The sequence below is a fragment of the Metasolibacillus meyeri genome, from assembly GCF_003049505.1.
In the GTDB taxonomy this organism is placed as follows: domain Bacteria; phylum Bacillota; class Bacilli; order Bacillales_A; family Planococcaceae; genus Metasolibacillus; species Metasolibacillus meyeri.
The window spans coordinates 86,029-102,268 of sequence record NZ_PYWN01000006.1; the positions used below are offsets into that span (position 1 = coordinate 86,029).

Genomic DNA, 16,240 nt, shown 5'->3' on the forward strand with positions numbered 1-16,240 from the left:
TCTCTATCAAGAATTTACAATTTTCATTCTATTTTAACGTTCACAAAATTGCAATAGTTTTTAAAAAAATTATGCGAAAAAAATTTTTATAAAAATAACTTGAACGAGAAAATACGGAGAATAAGTGATAAAAAAGATGTATTTTCGAGCGTGACATTATTTTAGAAATGTTGATATATCAGTGCTGAAAAAGATGTTGACGAACAATATACGTTCATGAAAGAGAAAATTTTTGTGTTTTCGACTAATTTCTTCACCTTTTAAAAATATGTTTTTTAAAAGTTTTTTGCACAAAATTAATATATTGTAATAGGTTTTTAAATATAAATTAATAGCTAAAAAATAGCAAGTCATCTTTTCATCAAAAAGATGACTTGACAAATTAATGTGATACGTCTGATACAGATATTCCTGTATTTGCCTTTACTCTTATTTCTTTGAATACAGCCTCTGATTGTTTTGCAGTTTGTTTGTTTGAAGACAAAATTGTCCCTAAATAACCAGCAATAAAGCCGAGTGGAATGGTAATAATGGCTGGCACTGATAAATTAACTAATGGTTTCCCAACAAAAATAGCTGCTCCTGTTTCACTCCAAATGTTCGGACCTAGTGCACCCAGCACTAAACAAGAAACTAAACCTGTCACAATCGCTGCAACGACACCTGTTGAGTTGAATTTCTTCCAATAAATCGTATACAAAATAACAGGCAAGTTTGCTGAAGCCCCAAGACAGAAGGCGAATGATACTAAAAACGATACATTTAAGCTTTGCGCAAACAGTGCCAAAATTATCGAAATAACCGCAATCGAAATAGAGCCTAAGCGAGCAGCCATCACTTGTTGCTTCTCTGTAAGCTTGCCATCTTTCAAAATTTCTCCATAAATATCATGCGAAATCGCTGAAGCACCTGTTAATACAAGACCTGATACAACCGCTAAAATGGTAGCAAATGCGACTGCACTAATAAACGATAATAAAATATTGCCGCCCAAAAATTCTGCAAGTAATGGAGCAGCTGTATTACCAGCAGCGCTCGATGCCTTAATTGCATCAAAACCTACGAAATGCATTGCACCAAAGCCTAAGAAAATTGTCAGCGAGAAGAAAATCGCCGTAATCCAAGTCGCATAAGAAATAGATGTTCTTGCTGTTTTCGCATCCTTTACCGTAAAGAAGCGCATTAAAATATGTGGTAAACCCGATGTTCCTAATACGAGTGCCATCATCATCGACACAGAATCAATCGTCGACGTATATTTCATGCCTGGTACTAAATATTCTTTTCCATGATCTGCGGCAATCGTATCAAACATTTTCACTAAATTAAAATCAAATTTATAAAATACTAAAACAGCCAGCAGACCCGTCCCGAATAACAATAAGCCTGCTTTAATAATTTGTACCCAGCTCGTTGCTGTCATGCCACCAAACAAGACATATGTTGTCATCATCACACCAACAATCAACACAGCAATCCAATACTCAATCCCAAACAGTAGCTTAATTAACGCACCAGCACCAACAAGCTGGGCAATCATATAGAAAATAACGATAATAATTGTTCCCGTTGCCGCCACACCGCGTATACGTTTTTCATTAAAGCGAGCCGTCAGCATATCCGCCAACGTATAGCGTCCTAAATTGCGCATAGGCTCAGCAATGACATAGAGCAAGACTAAATTTGCTACAACATAGCCGACAGAGAAGAAGAAGCCATCAAAGCCTGTTAAAGCAATCGCACCAGATACCCCTAAAAATGCCGCTGCAGATAAATAGTCACCGGCAATCGCAAAGCCATTTTGCCAGCCAGTTAAGCCACCACCCGCTGTATAAAAATCGCTAGCCGAGGACGTTCTCTTCGCTGCAATATATGTAACGATTAATGTTAATCCTACAATCCCAAGGAAAAAGCCTATTGATACTAAATTCATAATTAGTTACCTCCTTCATATTCAGCTAAAATTGCCTGAACCTCGCGATCCAATTTAGCAGCGATTTTCCCGTAAACCGTGCATAACACAACTGTCATAATAAAGAGGGCAGCTGAGTACAGCCATACCCAAGTAATGGAGCCCAGTGCGTTCTGTTGTAGAACAGTCGTAAATGCTAAGATCGGTAAAAAGATATAAAATGTTAAAAATGCTGCAGTAATGGTGAATAACAGCTTGTTTTTCTTTTTCACAAACGCATTAAAGGACTCCATTTGATTAATTTTTTCAAAGTTAATACCATTTTTCTCTAGTGAACTAGTGCTCATAAATATCCCCCTAATTGTAAATTTCGATGAATCAGCCTAAAGCAAATTCATGTTAGATGTCATTTTAGGAGAAAATTATTTTGTTTGCAATACTATTTTTCTAATATTCAGAAATCTAAGAAGTGGAAATAACAATAGAATTATCAAGGTTCATAGCGCATATCCATAATAAGTAAATGCTCATATATCCTCTATAATACTATAATAATGACAGTATTATTTATATAAGCGCAGATAATTTATACATAAAGTACAAAATTATATTTCGATAGGCTAAATTTTTGCAAGGGGACTTAGCCAGAAATTGTTATATAACAACAAGGAAGATGATAAAAATTTGCTATAAAAATTTTTTATAAAATTCCGACACAATTTGTCCTTAGATTAGCCGACTGCTAAATAATTGATGAATGGGCAGTAAAAAGAGAAAGTTTGGTGACACGCCTTTTGGCTTGTGTGCGAATTTCCATGTTTAACGTGCGAAAATGGGCATCTTGCGTGCGAAGCATTATTTTTAAAGCAATCTTCTTATTTAAATATCAATGCTAGGCAGTAGGGAAAATGTAAAATAGGTTGACAAAAATTCATAAGGAGAATAAAATTTAAAGCGTAATAATTACGATTTAAGAAAGGGAGTTAAAGTATGCGCATTCAAGTTACGCTAGCTTGTACAGAAACAGGAGATAAAAATTATATTACTACAAAAAATAAACGAAACTCACCAGAGCGTTTAGAGTTGAAAAAATATTCACCACGCTTAAAAAGAGTGACGTTACACCGTGAGACAAAATAAACATCAGCTTATTGAGCTGGGCGATGTAAAAAGTAATTTAGATTTGACTCTTTCTATTGTTGATAGAATAGAGCTTATGACAAAAAGGTATATTTAATCTAAAAGACAGTTCAGGTATAATAAATATTGTGTGAACTGTCTTTTAATGGTTTTAATCTACCTAGAATTGTTATTTTCTAAAGGGGCAGAATTGTTTAATTTAGATACATAAGAAGGCAGTAAAAATATCTTATAGGAGGGTAAGTGAAATGCGCAACATTATTTTGATACAACATTGTCAATCAGAGCATCATATAAATAATATGTCAGGTGGATGGACAGATACTCCTTTAACTGAATTGGGTAGAAAACAAGCAGAAATTATAGGCAAGAAATTAAAAGGATTTGTAGATAATAATGTTTATTCCTTGTATTCTTCTGACTTATTGAGAGCGTCACAAACAGCAGAGATAGTTGGAACACAATTAGGTTTAGATGTCATTCAAGATAAAGGACTACGCGAAATAAATACTGGTGTTGCGGCTGGAAAAACAAAGGATTGGGCACGAGCAAATAGAAACCCTCGAACAAGAAATGGATTTGATTTAGATTATCAGGAATTTCAAGATGGTGAGAGTTGGCGACAATTTTATAGTCGGGTTTGCAATAGCATGGATAAGCTATATGAATCGGATAAAGATAAAAACCTGTTGATTGTCACACATGGAGGAACTTTGGGGTACTTACTTGCTTGGTGGTTGAAATTTGAGCCAGAAATGATAGTTAATGCATACTTTTCCTCGTCAGCAGGTGGTATTACAGTTCTAAGTCAAAATAGTTTTCAACAAAATGTTGTAAACAAATTTAATGATACATCCCATTTTGATTTATTCAACTAACGGAGGAAATAGTATGTTTATAGTTAGAACAGTTATTTTATGGATTATTATATCAACTATCATTAATGCATATTTAATGACACTACCCATACCTGTTTTTCGAAAAAGAGGTTATCCAACTAACTATCTGATTCAACAAAGCAATCGAATAGATTTTCAAAATAATACGGAATGTGCAGCATTTTCAACAGCGTATCTGTTGCGTCATTTTGGTATGGAGGCTGAGGGGGAAGCTTTATATACACATTTTCCTAGTAAAACGAGGGCAGGCAATGTCTATCCAAAAGGGATCCGTACGGTGTTAAGGAAAAAGGGCTTTAAGACAAATTATTATAAAGGAACGATAAATACATTAAAGTACGAAGTTAGTAAAGGAACTCCCGTAATTGTTTTTATTAAAGTACAGAAAGACCGTAATCATTTGCATTTTGTCCCTGTCGTAGGCTATGACAAGGAGTATATTTACCTTTCAGAATCATTAGGGCATCTGGCGAATTGTGATGATGATCATAAGGCTTATAATCGGAAGGTTCCGATTAATGAATTTAAGAAACTATGGAATGTAAAGAGAATTGATATGCTTCTTTATAGCAATACTTACATAACCGCAGACACAATATAAATGGTGAAGAATTATAATCTGTAAAAAGCATTAAAAATTGATGGAATCTAACTTGATTGTCTTTGATTTTAAATTCAATCATTTTTCAATTTCGCTAAAGCATCCTCTTTTGAATTAAAATACTACTATGTAAACAGAAGGTGGCTATTTATTGAAATAACCACTTTCAACATTTCATTTACATACGTCTCTTTTGGAATGCAGCTGTACCATTTTCTTTGATTATTTTGAGTAAAGTTTTCCATTATATGATGTATGATTTTCTAAAGGAATTTAAGGTCCCTTTGTTGAATATATTCCTTTTAATAGTTTCTCGGTATTATTGATGTTGATTTAGGTATGCTAGCTTTTAAATACAATAGAAAGAGAAGGTGAATATGTGAAGAAATTAATATTATCATTTTGCATTATTTTATTATTAACCATCTTGACAATATTTACGTCAAAAGTATTTTTCACTAGCAATAATGAGGCAGAAACAATAATCCAACAGTATATCGAGTATTTAAATTTTAAAAAATGGGATGAATATGTGGAGCTCTTCAATTATGATAATGAAGGAAAAGAGGATTTGTTATCCTTTTTAAAAGATAGTAAAAACCAATCAAAAAAAGAAGGAATTCATGGAATTCAGGAGATAAAACTTGTAAGCATGAAATTGTCAAACGACCCCGAATTTAGTTCCAAGGGGGACTTTGTGTATGATGTATTATTAGATATGAATGTTCATAAGCAATCTGAATTCTATACGGATGGAATTACACGCCATATTTTTATTTTAAACAAGACAAACGAAGGCCTTAAGATAGAAACTGTTTATTATAAAGGTCTCGTTGATGAAACTAATGAGGAAAATGAAAAAAGCACATTGAATTATATTCCAATTGAACCAGTGCCGAGACCAATTCCTGTTAATATTAAATTATATGATACATCAAAAAGCCAATTAAAAACTCTTACACTCAGAACCTATGCTTGGTATAATATCGAGAATCCAAGAAAACCGGCAACTGACTATAATGCCCATGTTACTGACAAGTGGGCAAACTACCAACATTATAAAGAAGGTTCCAATCATGCGACTACAAATAGCTTAGTTGATCAGTTGCATACTTATGCAATGCTTAGAAGTCAAGGACCATTCGATGCGCAATATCGCGCTGGAAGTCAGGTAAGCACTGGAACTAATGGAGGGAATATCTTGAGCCAATGGGGAACAGTACAATTGGCTAATCAAGGATATACCTATACTCAAATTTTAAAGTATTATTATACTAATACATTTGTAGCGAATTATTATCCAGTTCCGCACCTTATTCAATAATCAATTAATATTAGTAGCATATAATATTAGTAGCATAGACCAAGACCATGGTTTATGCTATTTTTTATAAGAACAAGAATAAATCTTCCTCAATCACGCAGAGTTGAAACTTTAAAAGATGCAGCTAGAAGAAACAAGATTGGTGTCCTTGTACATCATCATTTCAACTTCATCTCAATATTAAAAGTATACTTATTAATGATACATAACTTCCTATAATTTATATTATGTAAACTAGTTTTATTTTGCGGTAGAAGTGGGTTTACCCCCTGAAGTGCCTATAATAAACGTTATTGCGAACTAATTGTGGCAAGTTCCCACATAATTAATTGTGAACCGTTTATCGTGATTTTGAACGATAATTATCTCTGTTTGAACGAGTTATCTAGTTTTGTAAATTATCGGAGGTGTTCTATATGTTAATTCAAGATGCGATTGACGAGTTTCTTTTGTATCTCGAAGTAGAAAAAAATTGCTCATACAATACAGTTGTTGGCTACGAGTACGATTTGAATAACTTTGTTTCTTTTTTACAATCCCATAAACGATCTTTAGATGTAAACGATATTAATAAAGCTCTTGTACGACGGTTTATTCAAGAACGTGTGAAAAATGATCATTTGTCTGCAGCGTCTATACATCGTCAAATTTCAGCGTTGCGTTCACTTGCTAAATATTGTGTTAATGAGAATATATTAGAGTCTAATTTTATGAATGGTATTGAAAAACCAAAATTAGATAAGAAATTACCTATTTACATGACACTACAGGAATTACGTCATTTTTTAACATACTTAGAAAGCTATAAGGGTCGTTTTGCAATGCGAAATAAGGTAATGTTTACACTGTTAGCAACAACGGGTATGCGACGCCAAGAGCTTGTTGAACTGACTTGGGGTCAAATAGATCTTGATAATGCTGTTGTACGTATTTTTGGTAAAGGTAAAAAAGAACGCATTGTCCCCTTGCACCCTATTGTAATTCCAATGTTGCAAGATTTTAAGTATCATTTACCGGAAAATTTAATCCAGGATACAAATTGTTTATTCTTAAATAAAAATGGAAAACAATTAAACCCCCGTGGACTGCACAAAATATTTAAAGAAACGTTAAATGCAGCTGGAATGGATTCAAAACGGTTTTCATTACACCATTTACGACATACATTTGCTACGCTTTTACTACAAGAAAACAGTGAGAACGTTGATTTGCGTGTTATCCAAGAACTACTAGGCCATACTAGCTTGCTTACTACACAAGTTTATACACACGTGAATTATGAGCAAAAACAGAAGGCGGTTACGACTTTTAATATCTTCAATTAAATGTAAATATTCACCGTGTAGTTTATAGTACACGGTGAATACTCGTTTCCCACAAAAGCGATAACATCACTTCTGTAAGAAATTAATTGGATGCATATTAGTAACTGGATTTGTGAATTGTACAGATGGTTGTTGATATGGAATTTGTCCATACACAGGTACGTAATTTGGGTAGCTCATATGATTAGTTGGATGACCTGTAAATTGGTATGGCATTTGCATTGGGTTACCATAAATACTCTGTGGTTGAACAGCGTTTGTTTGCATAGGATTAAGCTGTTCAACCTGCAATGTCTCACTCAAATTTTGAATTGCACTATTTAAGATAAGTGACTTGAAATATTGTAAATATTCGATGTTGTATAAAGCATTCGTATAATGTGTATCAATTGAATCAAAGATAGTTTTTAAATCTATTTTAAGGTTAAATTGGGATTCAATTTCATAAGCAGTGAACAGTAACATTTCGAGAAGCATCTGCGCAACTTTAATTTCTTTAACTTGTTTATTGTATGTTTTGATATACAGACGTAAATTGCCTAATTCAAAATGCGAGTGTCCTAATACATGCCTAATTGCTTGTTCAGATACGCCCATTTCATACAATAGAGTAGATAATGTATAACGGAATCCATGAGGTGTAAACGCTAATTCTGATTCTTCGTCTTCTTCCCCTTCATATTCATTCAGCCAGCCAAGTTTTGTACAGAGTGTTTTAGTAATATAGTTCATTTGCTTGTTTGCAAGAGGTTTTCCGCGCAACCCGTATAAAAGACTATCATTTTTTTCTAAGTCCTGTGTATTTTCTTCTATTAATGCTAACAATTTCGGCGGAATTGGCACGATCAACTCTTTTACCTTATTATTAGGACGTTTATTATTTTTTTGTTTTGTTGTTTTAATTGACTTATTTTCTTTTAATTTAAATTCTAGTTGTGATTTGTTGAAATTTACTGTTGATACTTTTAACTTGGTTAATGTTACACTTCTAAAACCCGTAAACATTGCTACTAAAGTTGGTAAAAGGATCGGTGTCCCCTCCGCCTCTAATTGTTGAGCTGCTTTAAATACTTCATACAGTTCCTGTATATCTAATTCACGAGAGTGTGATGCTTGATTATCGTTATTATTAATAGTAATAATGGCAAATTCATTTGAATTCACAGTGCCTAATTTATTTAAAAAGTTAAACAGACTTGCCATTGTAGCGATTTTTTGCTTAATTGACTTCTCAGAAAAAATTTCGTATAAATAGTTCTCCCATTGCTTAATAAAACCGTAATCAATATTTTCAATAATAGGTTCTAGCTCGTTAGAAATCATATATTCCTCTACACTTTCTACTGTCTTACGATAACTCTTCTTTGTTGAATCAGCCCATTTCATTGAGTGATTGTCTTCCCAAAATTCGTATGCTTCGATCAGTGTATTTTTTGAGTGCAATTTGTCTCCCATTGTTATTCCTCCTAAAACAGAAAACCCCACGTTTAATAAACCGCTAGTAATTGTATACTAACGACCTATGACGTGGGGTTTTCCCTTTTTTATATGATATTGTATTATATAGCAATATATTAAATTATTGGAGTTGGTATGTCAACTAGATAAAACATTTTCTTTGTAAATAAATTATATGAATATTTAGTTAAATTTGAACTTGCCTAAACTCCATTCCTTTTACCTTCAACTGATTGAATAAATACAGAAATGCCGTCTCTCCGACATTTCTGTATTTGCCTAACTATACTAACTCTTTCGGTAGATCCTTTACATGTGAAAAACCTTAAAATTAAATTCGCTATGCTCGAGATCTTCTAGTTGTGCTACTTGGCGAATTAATGTTTCCGCCATAATCCGTGTAGTTTGCATTGCTGCTCGCGGTGAAACAAAAATGAGCCTTTCAATTTCTTGTGTAAGTTCCTAATATTGGATTAATTTCAGTGAAAATTCCTTGTAACTTTTGCGACATGATAACTCCCTACCTTTAGCAATTAATGGTTCTTGCAAGAATACTTAGACACTTAATCACTTCAAAACAAAAGCGTATCAGTCTGAAACATGATACGCCATCAACTATTTATAATCGATTAATGAGACTCTTTAATGCCTCAAACTCTTCTTTTGACAATGTAACACCTTTTCCCATCTTCTCACGGTTAGGCGCCCATTCGCGAATGTCATACTTAGGTGCATTGCCATTCCAACTTATAAGGTTCAATTCTTTCTTCCAGCCTTTAGCTGATTCAGAAAGTAAGCCAATATGCTCTATTACCTCGTATTTAATTTCTGCCAAAGTTCTTACACCCCCACTAATTGTTCCATTTGTAGTGTTTCAATTATTTTTCCTTCTTGTAATACGTAAATATAAACTGAACCATTTAATTCTTTATAATCCTCTACTATCATCTGCTCATCTAATGCTTTTAATGATGGAGTTACTAAAATAAAGCGCGTGTTGCCATCCGCTTCTTCACTTGTGAAATCGACTAGTCCATATGCTTTCTTTTCTCGAATATTTAATCGCCCATTTTCATATTCATATTGCTTTACAACGTCGATATAATCAGTTGGTATTATGCGTGCAGCATTACTAACTGGTTGAACATGTAATTGTGCAACCAATTTAATTGATTGTAATTGGATACTACGTTCACGTTCGATATCCTCTAACCGCTCTTTACTGCGCTCTTCTAGGTCCTCAATTTGCGTGTATGTCTGATTGATTAAAGCACTATTTTTATTGTTTAGGTTATCTTCTAAATAGTTTGTTAGACGTTCCTGTAATACGTGCATTTGATCATCGAATGAGCGACGTAAATAAGTGCTTTTACGATTTAGATAGTCATCCCGCTTCATTTGAACGGATTGTAGCACTTTTTTAGCCTGAATAATCGACTCTCGTTTAAATGACTGATCTTCGTTCGCTTCACTATTTACATATGTTAATGGCTGTTGGAATAAAAGATAAGGATCGATTTGTATAAATTCCCCCGTTTCTCTTTTAGCAAGTAACATCAGTTCCTGCTCTAATTCACGACTATTTCCATCGACTACGCTTATACGACTCAATTCAATAATTAATGGCTCACTGACAGTTGCTTTTACATGACAAACAGGTAAGGCAACCTGCTGCAACTCCTGACTTGCTAGTTCCATCGCTAGCTTCTTAATAGGGTGATCATTAGGCAATAGTAATACATCTTCCGTTTGTTTGGATTCACTTAATGAAAATCTTAACGATTCATCTGTTCGTAATGCATATTTCTTTCTCTTGATTAATTCACGGATGTTTTTAGGGAAACGATCAATTCGAACTGTTTTGTAATCATTTGAGAAATTCAATTTAATTCGAGTCGTTTCAAATTGCTTTACGGCAAACTCTCCATATACGCGCGGTGGCATACTATTAATCGAAATTTCTTGATAGGCCCTTCTTGCTCCAGGTAAATCAAAACTAGAATCATCTAACCGCTCTTGTTTCGCAATTTCTAATAAGCGTTTATGTTCATCAGATAATGTTTTCTCCATGGTTGCCACAAGCTCATCGAGATTTTCACGGCCACTAATGGCACGTTCCATTAAATTAGCCAAATCGATATTATTTTCTTCGAGTACCTCACCGATAAAGTCATATACCTGGTCTTGTCCTAAATCTTCACGCATTTGATCCATTTTTGTTAATAAACGAATAAGGACGTCACCTTCTCGTGTATTGCTCGCAACTAGATTGAAAATAAATACTTCATTCTTTTGCCCAATACGGTGTATACGGCCCATACGCTGCTCTAAACGATTCGGATTCCAGGGGATGTCATAGTTTATCATTTGGTTACAGAATTGAAGGTTAATAGATTCTCCACCTGCATCTGTTGCCAGCATAATTTGCACATCATTGCGGAACTTTTCCACCTGTTCACGGCGTTGATCCATCGAGAAATTACCAACGATCTTTGTAACTTCAGGTACGTGATTTAACAGTTTCCGTTCAAGATAGTACAACGTGTCCTTCGACTCTGTAAAAATTAATATTTTCTCGCCTTTAGAAATTAATCCATCTTCACCAAAAAGCGTATTTTCAAGTTCAGCATACTTAATCTCAATATCTTGGTAAACCAATCTTTCTGCCTTTTGAACTAAATCACTTAATACAGAGATTTCCAAGCGAAGTTCTTCAATATCAATGACATCTGTTTCCCCTTCAATTAGTGCTTCTACTTCCTCTTGTTCATCAATTGAAAGTTCATCATATTCAAAAGGTTCCACCGTTTTAACTGTTGATAATTCTGATTCTAGTAATTCTTCTAATTTTTCTTTTCGCCGTTTTAATGATAAATAAATGGCCTCTATGGACGAACTTAAACGACGCTGTAAAATCATCATTGCAAATGCGACATTTGGTTTGTTGTTTTGCTTCGCTCTATTAAAATGCTCCCGCGCATATGCTGTTACTTCTTCATAGAGCTGTTGTTCTTTATCGCTTAAGTCAAATGCTATTGTTTTCGTTGTGCGTTTTGGAAATAATGGAGTGCCATCAAAGTTTTTCATCGTTTCTTTTAAACGACGAATCACAAACGGATTACTCTTTTCATAAATAGATTCCCCAGTATTTAATCGTGAAAAAATATCATGATCGACTAAGCTCATCAAATGACGGAAGTTTTCTTTATCGCCTTTATGGGGTGTAGCAGTTAACAACAAGCAATGCTCCGTATGGCGAAGTAACCCTTCTCCAAGCTGATAAATCTTCGTTCGACTAATTTTTCGTTTCTTTACACCATGCGTATAGGCAGCCATTTTATGTGCCTCATCGACAATGACTAAATCAAAATTAGCCTTCATTATGTAAGCTTTAATCTCTTCTCTAGCAGCCCAATAAAGTGATGCAATAATCTTGTCATGTGTTTCAAAAGGATTCACTTCGCTCGAACTATTTAATAGGCTACGGTTAACAATCGTAAAATCTTCCCCGAATTTATCTTTTAATTCCTCTTGCCACTGTTTTAACACTAATGGAGGTACTAAAATCAAAACTCGCTCTGCCGCTTGTCTAGCCATTAATTCACGAATGAGCATCCCTGACATTATCGTCTTACCAGCCCCTGGATCATCAGCAAGTAAATAGCGAACTTGTGGAGACTGTAGCATTCGACTGTAAACAGCCTCAATTTGGTGTGGAAGCGGAATGATCTTTTTATTACCACGCGCACGGGATTGAGAGTACTTCTCTTCGGTTTTTAAAATGTAGTATTGAAGATAATGTTGTAGCCGCTCGGGATTAAATGTACTTTCTTCTTCTTTAATGTTTTCTAGCTGACTAAGTTGCACTTTATCTAAATACTGCTCATAATACTTATTTGTTTTACGTCCAATCGATTCTACTAGATATAGGTCTTCATCAATTTCTTCAAAGTGCTTAATTTCTACTATCTCTGGCCAGAATGAGCCTTTTATAATTTCTCCAACTTTGAGCATAAGTAAATTCCTCACATCCGTTAAATTCTTATAGTTAAAGTATAGAACAACCCGAATCATTTGTTAATGAATAGTTCCATTGCAAAGGATAACATATATCAATAAAATGAGCGTTTGTGTTCTAATCCAACTAAAAGAAGCCCTGAAGATTAGATTTTCAGGGCTTCCTTACTAATACAGTGCATTATACATATGAATAGTAAATTCCGCTTCACTATAAGGGGTTACTTTACTACCCTCAACTGTTGCCATTTTTAGCGTACATTTTTGACCTGCTTTATAATATTGCTCAGTTAAATCAAATACAAGTTTTGCAGTACGTTCATGGTTTTGTCCTTGCATAGCAAACGTATAATCAATTTCATTCGAAATACGTTCTCCTTCTAAGTAGAATGCAAATCGAATAGTATGTGCCATAAATTCTGTTGAAATGCTTTGATCCTGGTACATCGGCACTTCAATACGGAAGTTTTTAATGACACGTGATGGCATTGCTACGCTAATTTCTACTGGTGTCGCTTGTGATGTACGGCGATAATCAATTAACGGTGTAATGGCCTCCTGTGGTGTTGCACCGCCATGTATAAATTGTAACCCACCACCACCAACAAAACGGTTGACTCCTTTGGCAATAGCCTTCTCTGCACCTTGTAACGTCGTAAAGGTTTCTGGTACAGCTATTGCCCCATCACCAATCACTAGGTTTTCACCAATGATAAATCGACGGTTACTATCCAATTTCTCACCGTCAACACTTGCTATTTTCTCCGCATTTTCAACTTTCGAATTTTGATATAAGAAGCCATGATCAGCCGTAATGAAAATCCGCTTCGCCTGCCACCTAGAAAGCATGTCAACAAGTTTCTCTAAATCATCTAATGCCCGTGCTACTGCTGCATATGTTTCACGCTCTGATTTAACAGAATCACCCGTAGCATCAATCACGTCGTGGTATATATACACTAAACGTTTACCCTTTAACTGCTCATCCGCTGTAGCACGTGACCAAGATGAAATTTCATCAAAGCGAACAGCGATCGATTCTGGTTCAGATTTTTGTAGAATCTTAATTCGATTCGTTAAACCATTTGTCGGCTCACCATCTGCTATTACTGTACCTTTTGTGTCAATCGTTAATGTTTTATGAGGTAAAAGTGAAGCCATTCCGAGCTGTGTATAGGTTGGCATATTGGCAACGAGTGGACTAATTGTAGCACTACCATTTGCCCGTGCGTCTAATCGTTCACGTAACTCGGCACCCGCTTCAAAACGTAATGCATCTGAAATGATGACAAACACACGTGTTGACTCCTTTTGCATTATTGGCTCAACATTATCTCTATAGAAAGCAGCCTGTTTTGGAAGCTTACCTAGTTCAGCTTGTTCTAACGTATAATTGGTCTCTTCCGCAACTTTTGATAGATACTTATTTTCATACCAGTTTGTTAACTTTTCAGCTAACTCATCTAATACTTCTTTATTTTCAAGTTGCTTATAACCTACTATAAAACGGCGATAGGCCTGATCTATCAAATATAAGCTACTTGCATACTGCACATATAACGGAATACGCGTATCATATTGCTTTAACAACGTTTTATACATTGTTAAATCGACTGCATGTACTAATACTGTTAACATACTATGAATACGTTTGTTACGATTTGCCCAATGCAAGTTTAAGCGATTTTGTAAAATTTCTTTCCATTCTTCTAAATTAGCCGTATGGTGCAGTAGCTCTGTCACCAGCTTTTCAATTAATAACACATCAATAACAGGAAACGTAGAAATGTCAGCATAATGCTCAATTGGACGGTCATTTAATAGTTTAACAATTGAAAACTTCCCTTCAATTTCATTCATATACTGCTCTAACACTTCACGGTCTTTTGTTTGTAGCCAATCATCTATAAATAACGCGCTTGCATTAGCACGGGTCGTTTCATACTTCTTCTGCAACGTGACATCTTCAAACTGCGCATAACGCTGGAAGTGGGCATATAAAATATGCTCCATTAAATGCTGTAACGTATATTCCTCTATATGGACACCGAAATATTGTCCTAATAAAACCAAAAGTTGCTCTTTACTAAAGCGTTTTACAATTGATTTATAAAGCTCGTTTGTATCCTCTTGTAAGCCAGCCATTAATAGATTTTGCGCAATTTTATCCATATCCGCAATTTGCGCCCCAGTTAATACAGCTAACATTGCATATTCAAACTCGCGCTCACTTGCTTGCGACTTTAAGACTTTTTTAAGCTTTTCTTTACGCTCCGCACTTTTAAAAAACTCAGGGTACTTTTGTATCATGTCACGTAGCAATGTATCACTCACTTGTAGTTGCTCTGCAAATAAAGCCGTTGTATCTGCTTTAAATTCTGTACCGTACAGCTCCATATCAAGCAAATAATTTTTCTCCTTTTCAGGCTTCGCAAAATTTGCGTACAGTAAAAACGAATCGTCCCTTTTTTCTGTTTCAATTTCAATTTTTAATGAGAAGAAATTATTACGCGTCAAAGCTCGTACATGAACTGGCTGATCTGCTAGTTCTTCTTTTAGCGATTCTACAGTATGCTCCCCTTGCTCGTCATACCAAAAAACAACCGTACGAGGCTTGTTCTTTTTATGTAACTCATCTTCTATGCGTTCTTTCAGTAATTGTAGTACGTTCAACGTTAAGCTCCTCTCTAAAATTATTTATAACGCAACACTGTTATAAAAAATCGTTTATATTATTCAGAATAACAATGTAAGCATCTTCTATCCTCACTACTTTAACAAAAGCTAAGGTGTTTTTATTTTATGATAATAAAACATTCGTCACACTATAAAATAGTATAACGAATGTTTCATGCTCAGTAACTATTTAATCTTTGCTAAAACGCCTTTTCCACCACGATAAAACTTCTCGTAATTCACTTTCACGCCATCATCTAAATCAATTTCAATTTCCTCTGCTGCAATGGCGGCTAAACGTTTATCAAACTCTCGAAGCTCGTCGATTTTCTTCTCAAATGCTACTTTCTCCGCAGTTAACTTTTTCTTTTCAGTTGCACTTAAATTCGGATTTACTAAACGATTTTCTAAGTCAGCAATTTCTTGCTGATACTTTGCTTGGATTTCCTGTAAATGCTCGAAGCGGATTGTTGCCATTGTGTCAGGTTGATAACGATGCATGTATATAAGTGTACGCAGCCCTTTTTGTTTACCAGAGTCTACCAACCAATATATAGGGCGTTTTTGATACATTTTACAATGATCTGTAAAAAATTCATTTATGAAATAACGACGTAATCTAGTTTCAGCATCTTCTCCTTTTTTTATTTCAAGTGCTTCAGCAAGCCATTGAATATTTTCATCAACTGTGTTTGGTGAAAAGACACTACCAAGGAATTGACGTAAGTTTAAAATAAGATCATCATCGAAATACATTTTATCGGTTAAACGTATTAGGCCTGATTTATTAATTCTTTGATTAAGAGGATTAATTTTCATTTGTACGCCATTTTTATTTAAGTAATCATTTTCTAAATTATATCGCCCTGTAAGGATACCTATAAAATA

11 protein-coding genes and 1 pseudogene are annotated in these 16,240 nt (G+C 34.6%); 5 read left to right on the forward strand and 7 right to left on the reverse strand.

What is annotated here, in order from left to right; genetic code table 11:
* Window positions 1-382 precede the first annotated feature (382 nt).
* Both C9J34_RS01170 and C9J34_RS01175 read right to left on the reverse strand, forming a co-directional pair.
* The gene (locus C9J34_RS01170; RefSeq protein ID WP_107838019.1) at window positions 383-1,933 is read right to left on the reverse strand and encodes a solute symporter family protein; all 1,551 of its coding nucleotides are present in this window, start codon (window positions 1,931-1,933) and stop codon (window positions 383-385) included.
* Window positions 1,934-1,935: 2 nt separating this feature from the next.
* Window positions 1,936-2,259, reverse strand: coding sequence for a DUF485 domain-containing protein (locus tag C9J34_RS01175; protein ID WP_107838020.1), 324 nt, complete (start codon window positions 2,257-2,259; stop codon window positions 1,936-1,938).
* Between the two features lie 643 nt (window positions 2,260-2,902).
* Between C9J34_RS01175 and rpmG the strand changes: the two genes are divergently transcribed.
* The 5 genes from rpmG (at window position 2,903) to C9J34_RS01200 (ending at window position 7,201) form a co-directional block, all read left to right on the forward strand.
* Window positions 2,903-3,052, forward strand: coding sequence for a 50S ribosomal protein L33 (rpmG, locus tag C9J34_RS01180; RefSeq protein ID WP_107838021.1), 150 nt, complete (start codon window positions 2,903-2,905; stop codon window positions 3,050-3,052).
* A gap of 248 nt (window positions 3,053-3,300) precedes the next feature.
* Complete coding sequence (locus C9J34_RS01185) at window positions 3,301-3,930, forward strand: histidine phosphatase family protein (RefSeq protein ID WP_107838022.1); 630 nt, start codon at window positions 3,301-3,303, stop codon at window positions 3,928-3,930.
* A gap of 13 nt (window positions 3,931-3,943) precedes the next feature.
* Window positions 3,944-4,552 carry a cysteine peptidase family C39 domain-containing protein gene (locus C9J34_RS01190; protein WP_107838023.1) on the forward strand — a complete coding sequence of 203 codons (609 nt, stop codon included), beginning with the start codon at window positions 3,944-3,946 and terminating at the stop codon, window positions 4,550-4,552.
* Window positions 4,553-4,931: 379 nt separating this feature from the next.
* Window positions 4,932-5,876, forward strand: coding sequence for a hypothetical protein (locus C9J34_RS01195; protein WP_107838024.1), 945 nt, complete (start codon window positions 4,932-4,934; stop codon window positions 5,874-5,876).
* Between the two features lie 416 nt (window positions 5,877-6,292).
* On the forward strand, window positions 6,293-7,201 hold the full coding sequence (locus C9J34_RS01200; RefSeq protein WP_107838025.1) for a tyrosine-type recombinase/integrase: 909 nt from the start codon (window positions 6,293-6,295) through the stop codon (window positions 7,199-7,201).
* Between the two features lie 66 nt (window positions 7,202-7,267).
* Here C9J34_RS01200 and C9J34_RS01205 read toward each other — a convergent pair whose 3' ends face one another.
* The 5 genes and pseudogenes from C9J34_RS01205 to C9J34_RS01225 form a co-directional block, all read right to left on the reverse strand.
* The gene (locus C9J34_RS01205; protein ID WP_107838026.1) at window positions 7,268-8,656 is read right to left on the reverse strand and encodes a tyrosine-type recombinase/integrase; all 1,389 of its coding nucleotides are present in this window, start codon (window positions 8,654-8,656) and stop codon (window positions 7,268-7,270) included.
* 622 nt (window positions 8,657-9,278) lie between these two features.
* Entirely contained in the window at window positions 9,279-9,494 is a 216-nt protein-coding gene (locus tag C9J34_RS01210) for a YdbC family protein (RefSeq protein WP_107838027.1), read from the reverse strand.
* Between the two features lie 5 nt (window positions 9,495-9,499).
* On the reverse strand, window positions 9,500-12,673 hold the full coding sequence (locus tag C9J34_RS01215; protein WP_107838028.1) for a helicase-related protein: 3,174 nt from the start codon (window positions 12,671-12,673) through the stop codon (window positions 9,500-9,502).
* Between the two features lie 171 nt (window positions 12,674-12,844).
* Window positions 12,845-15,349 (reverse strand): BREX-1 system phosphatase PglZ type A, encoded by a 2,505-nt coding sequence (gene pglZ, locus C9J34_RS01220; RefSeq protein WP_107838029.1) that lies wholly within the window; start codon window positions 15,347-15,349, stop codon window positions 12,845-12,847.
* Window positions 15,350-15,538: 189 nt separating this feature from the next.
* Window positions 15,539-16,240: pseudogene (locus tag C9J34_RS01225) on the reverse strand (BREX-1 system adenine-specific DNA-methyltransferase PglX); the annotation flags it as partial.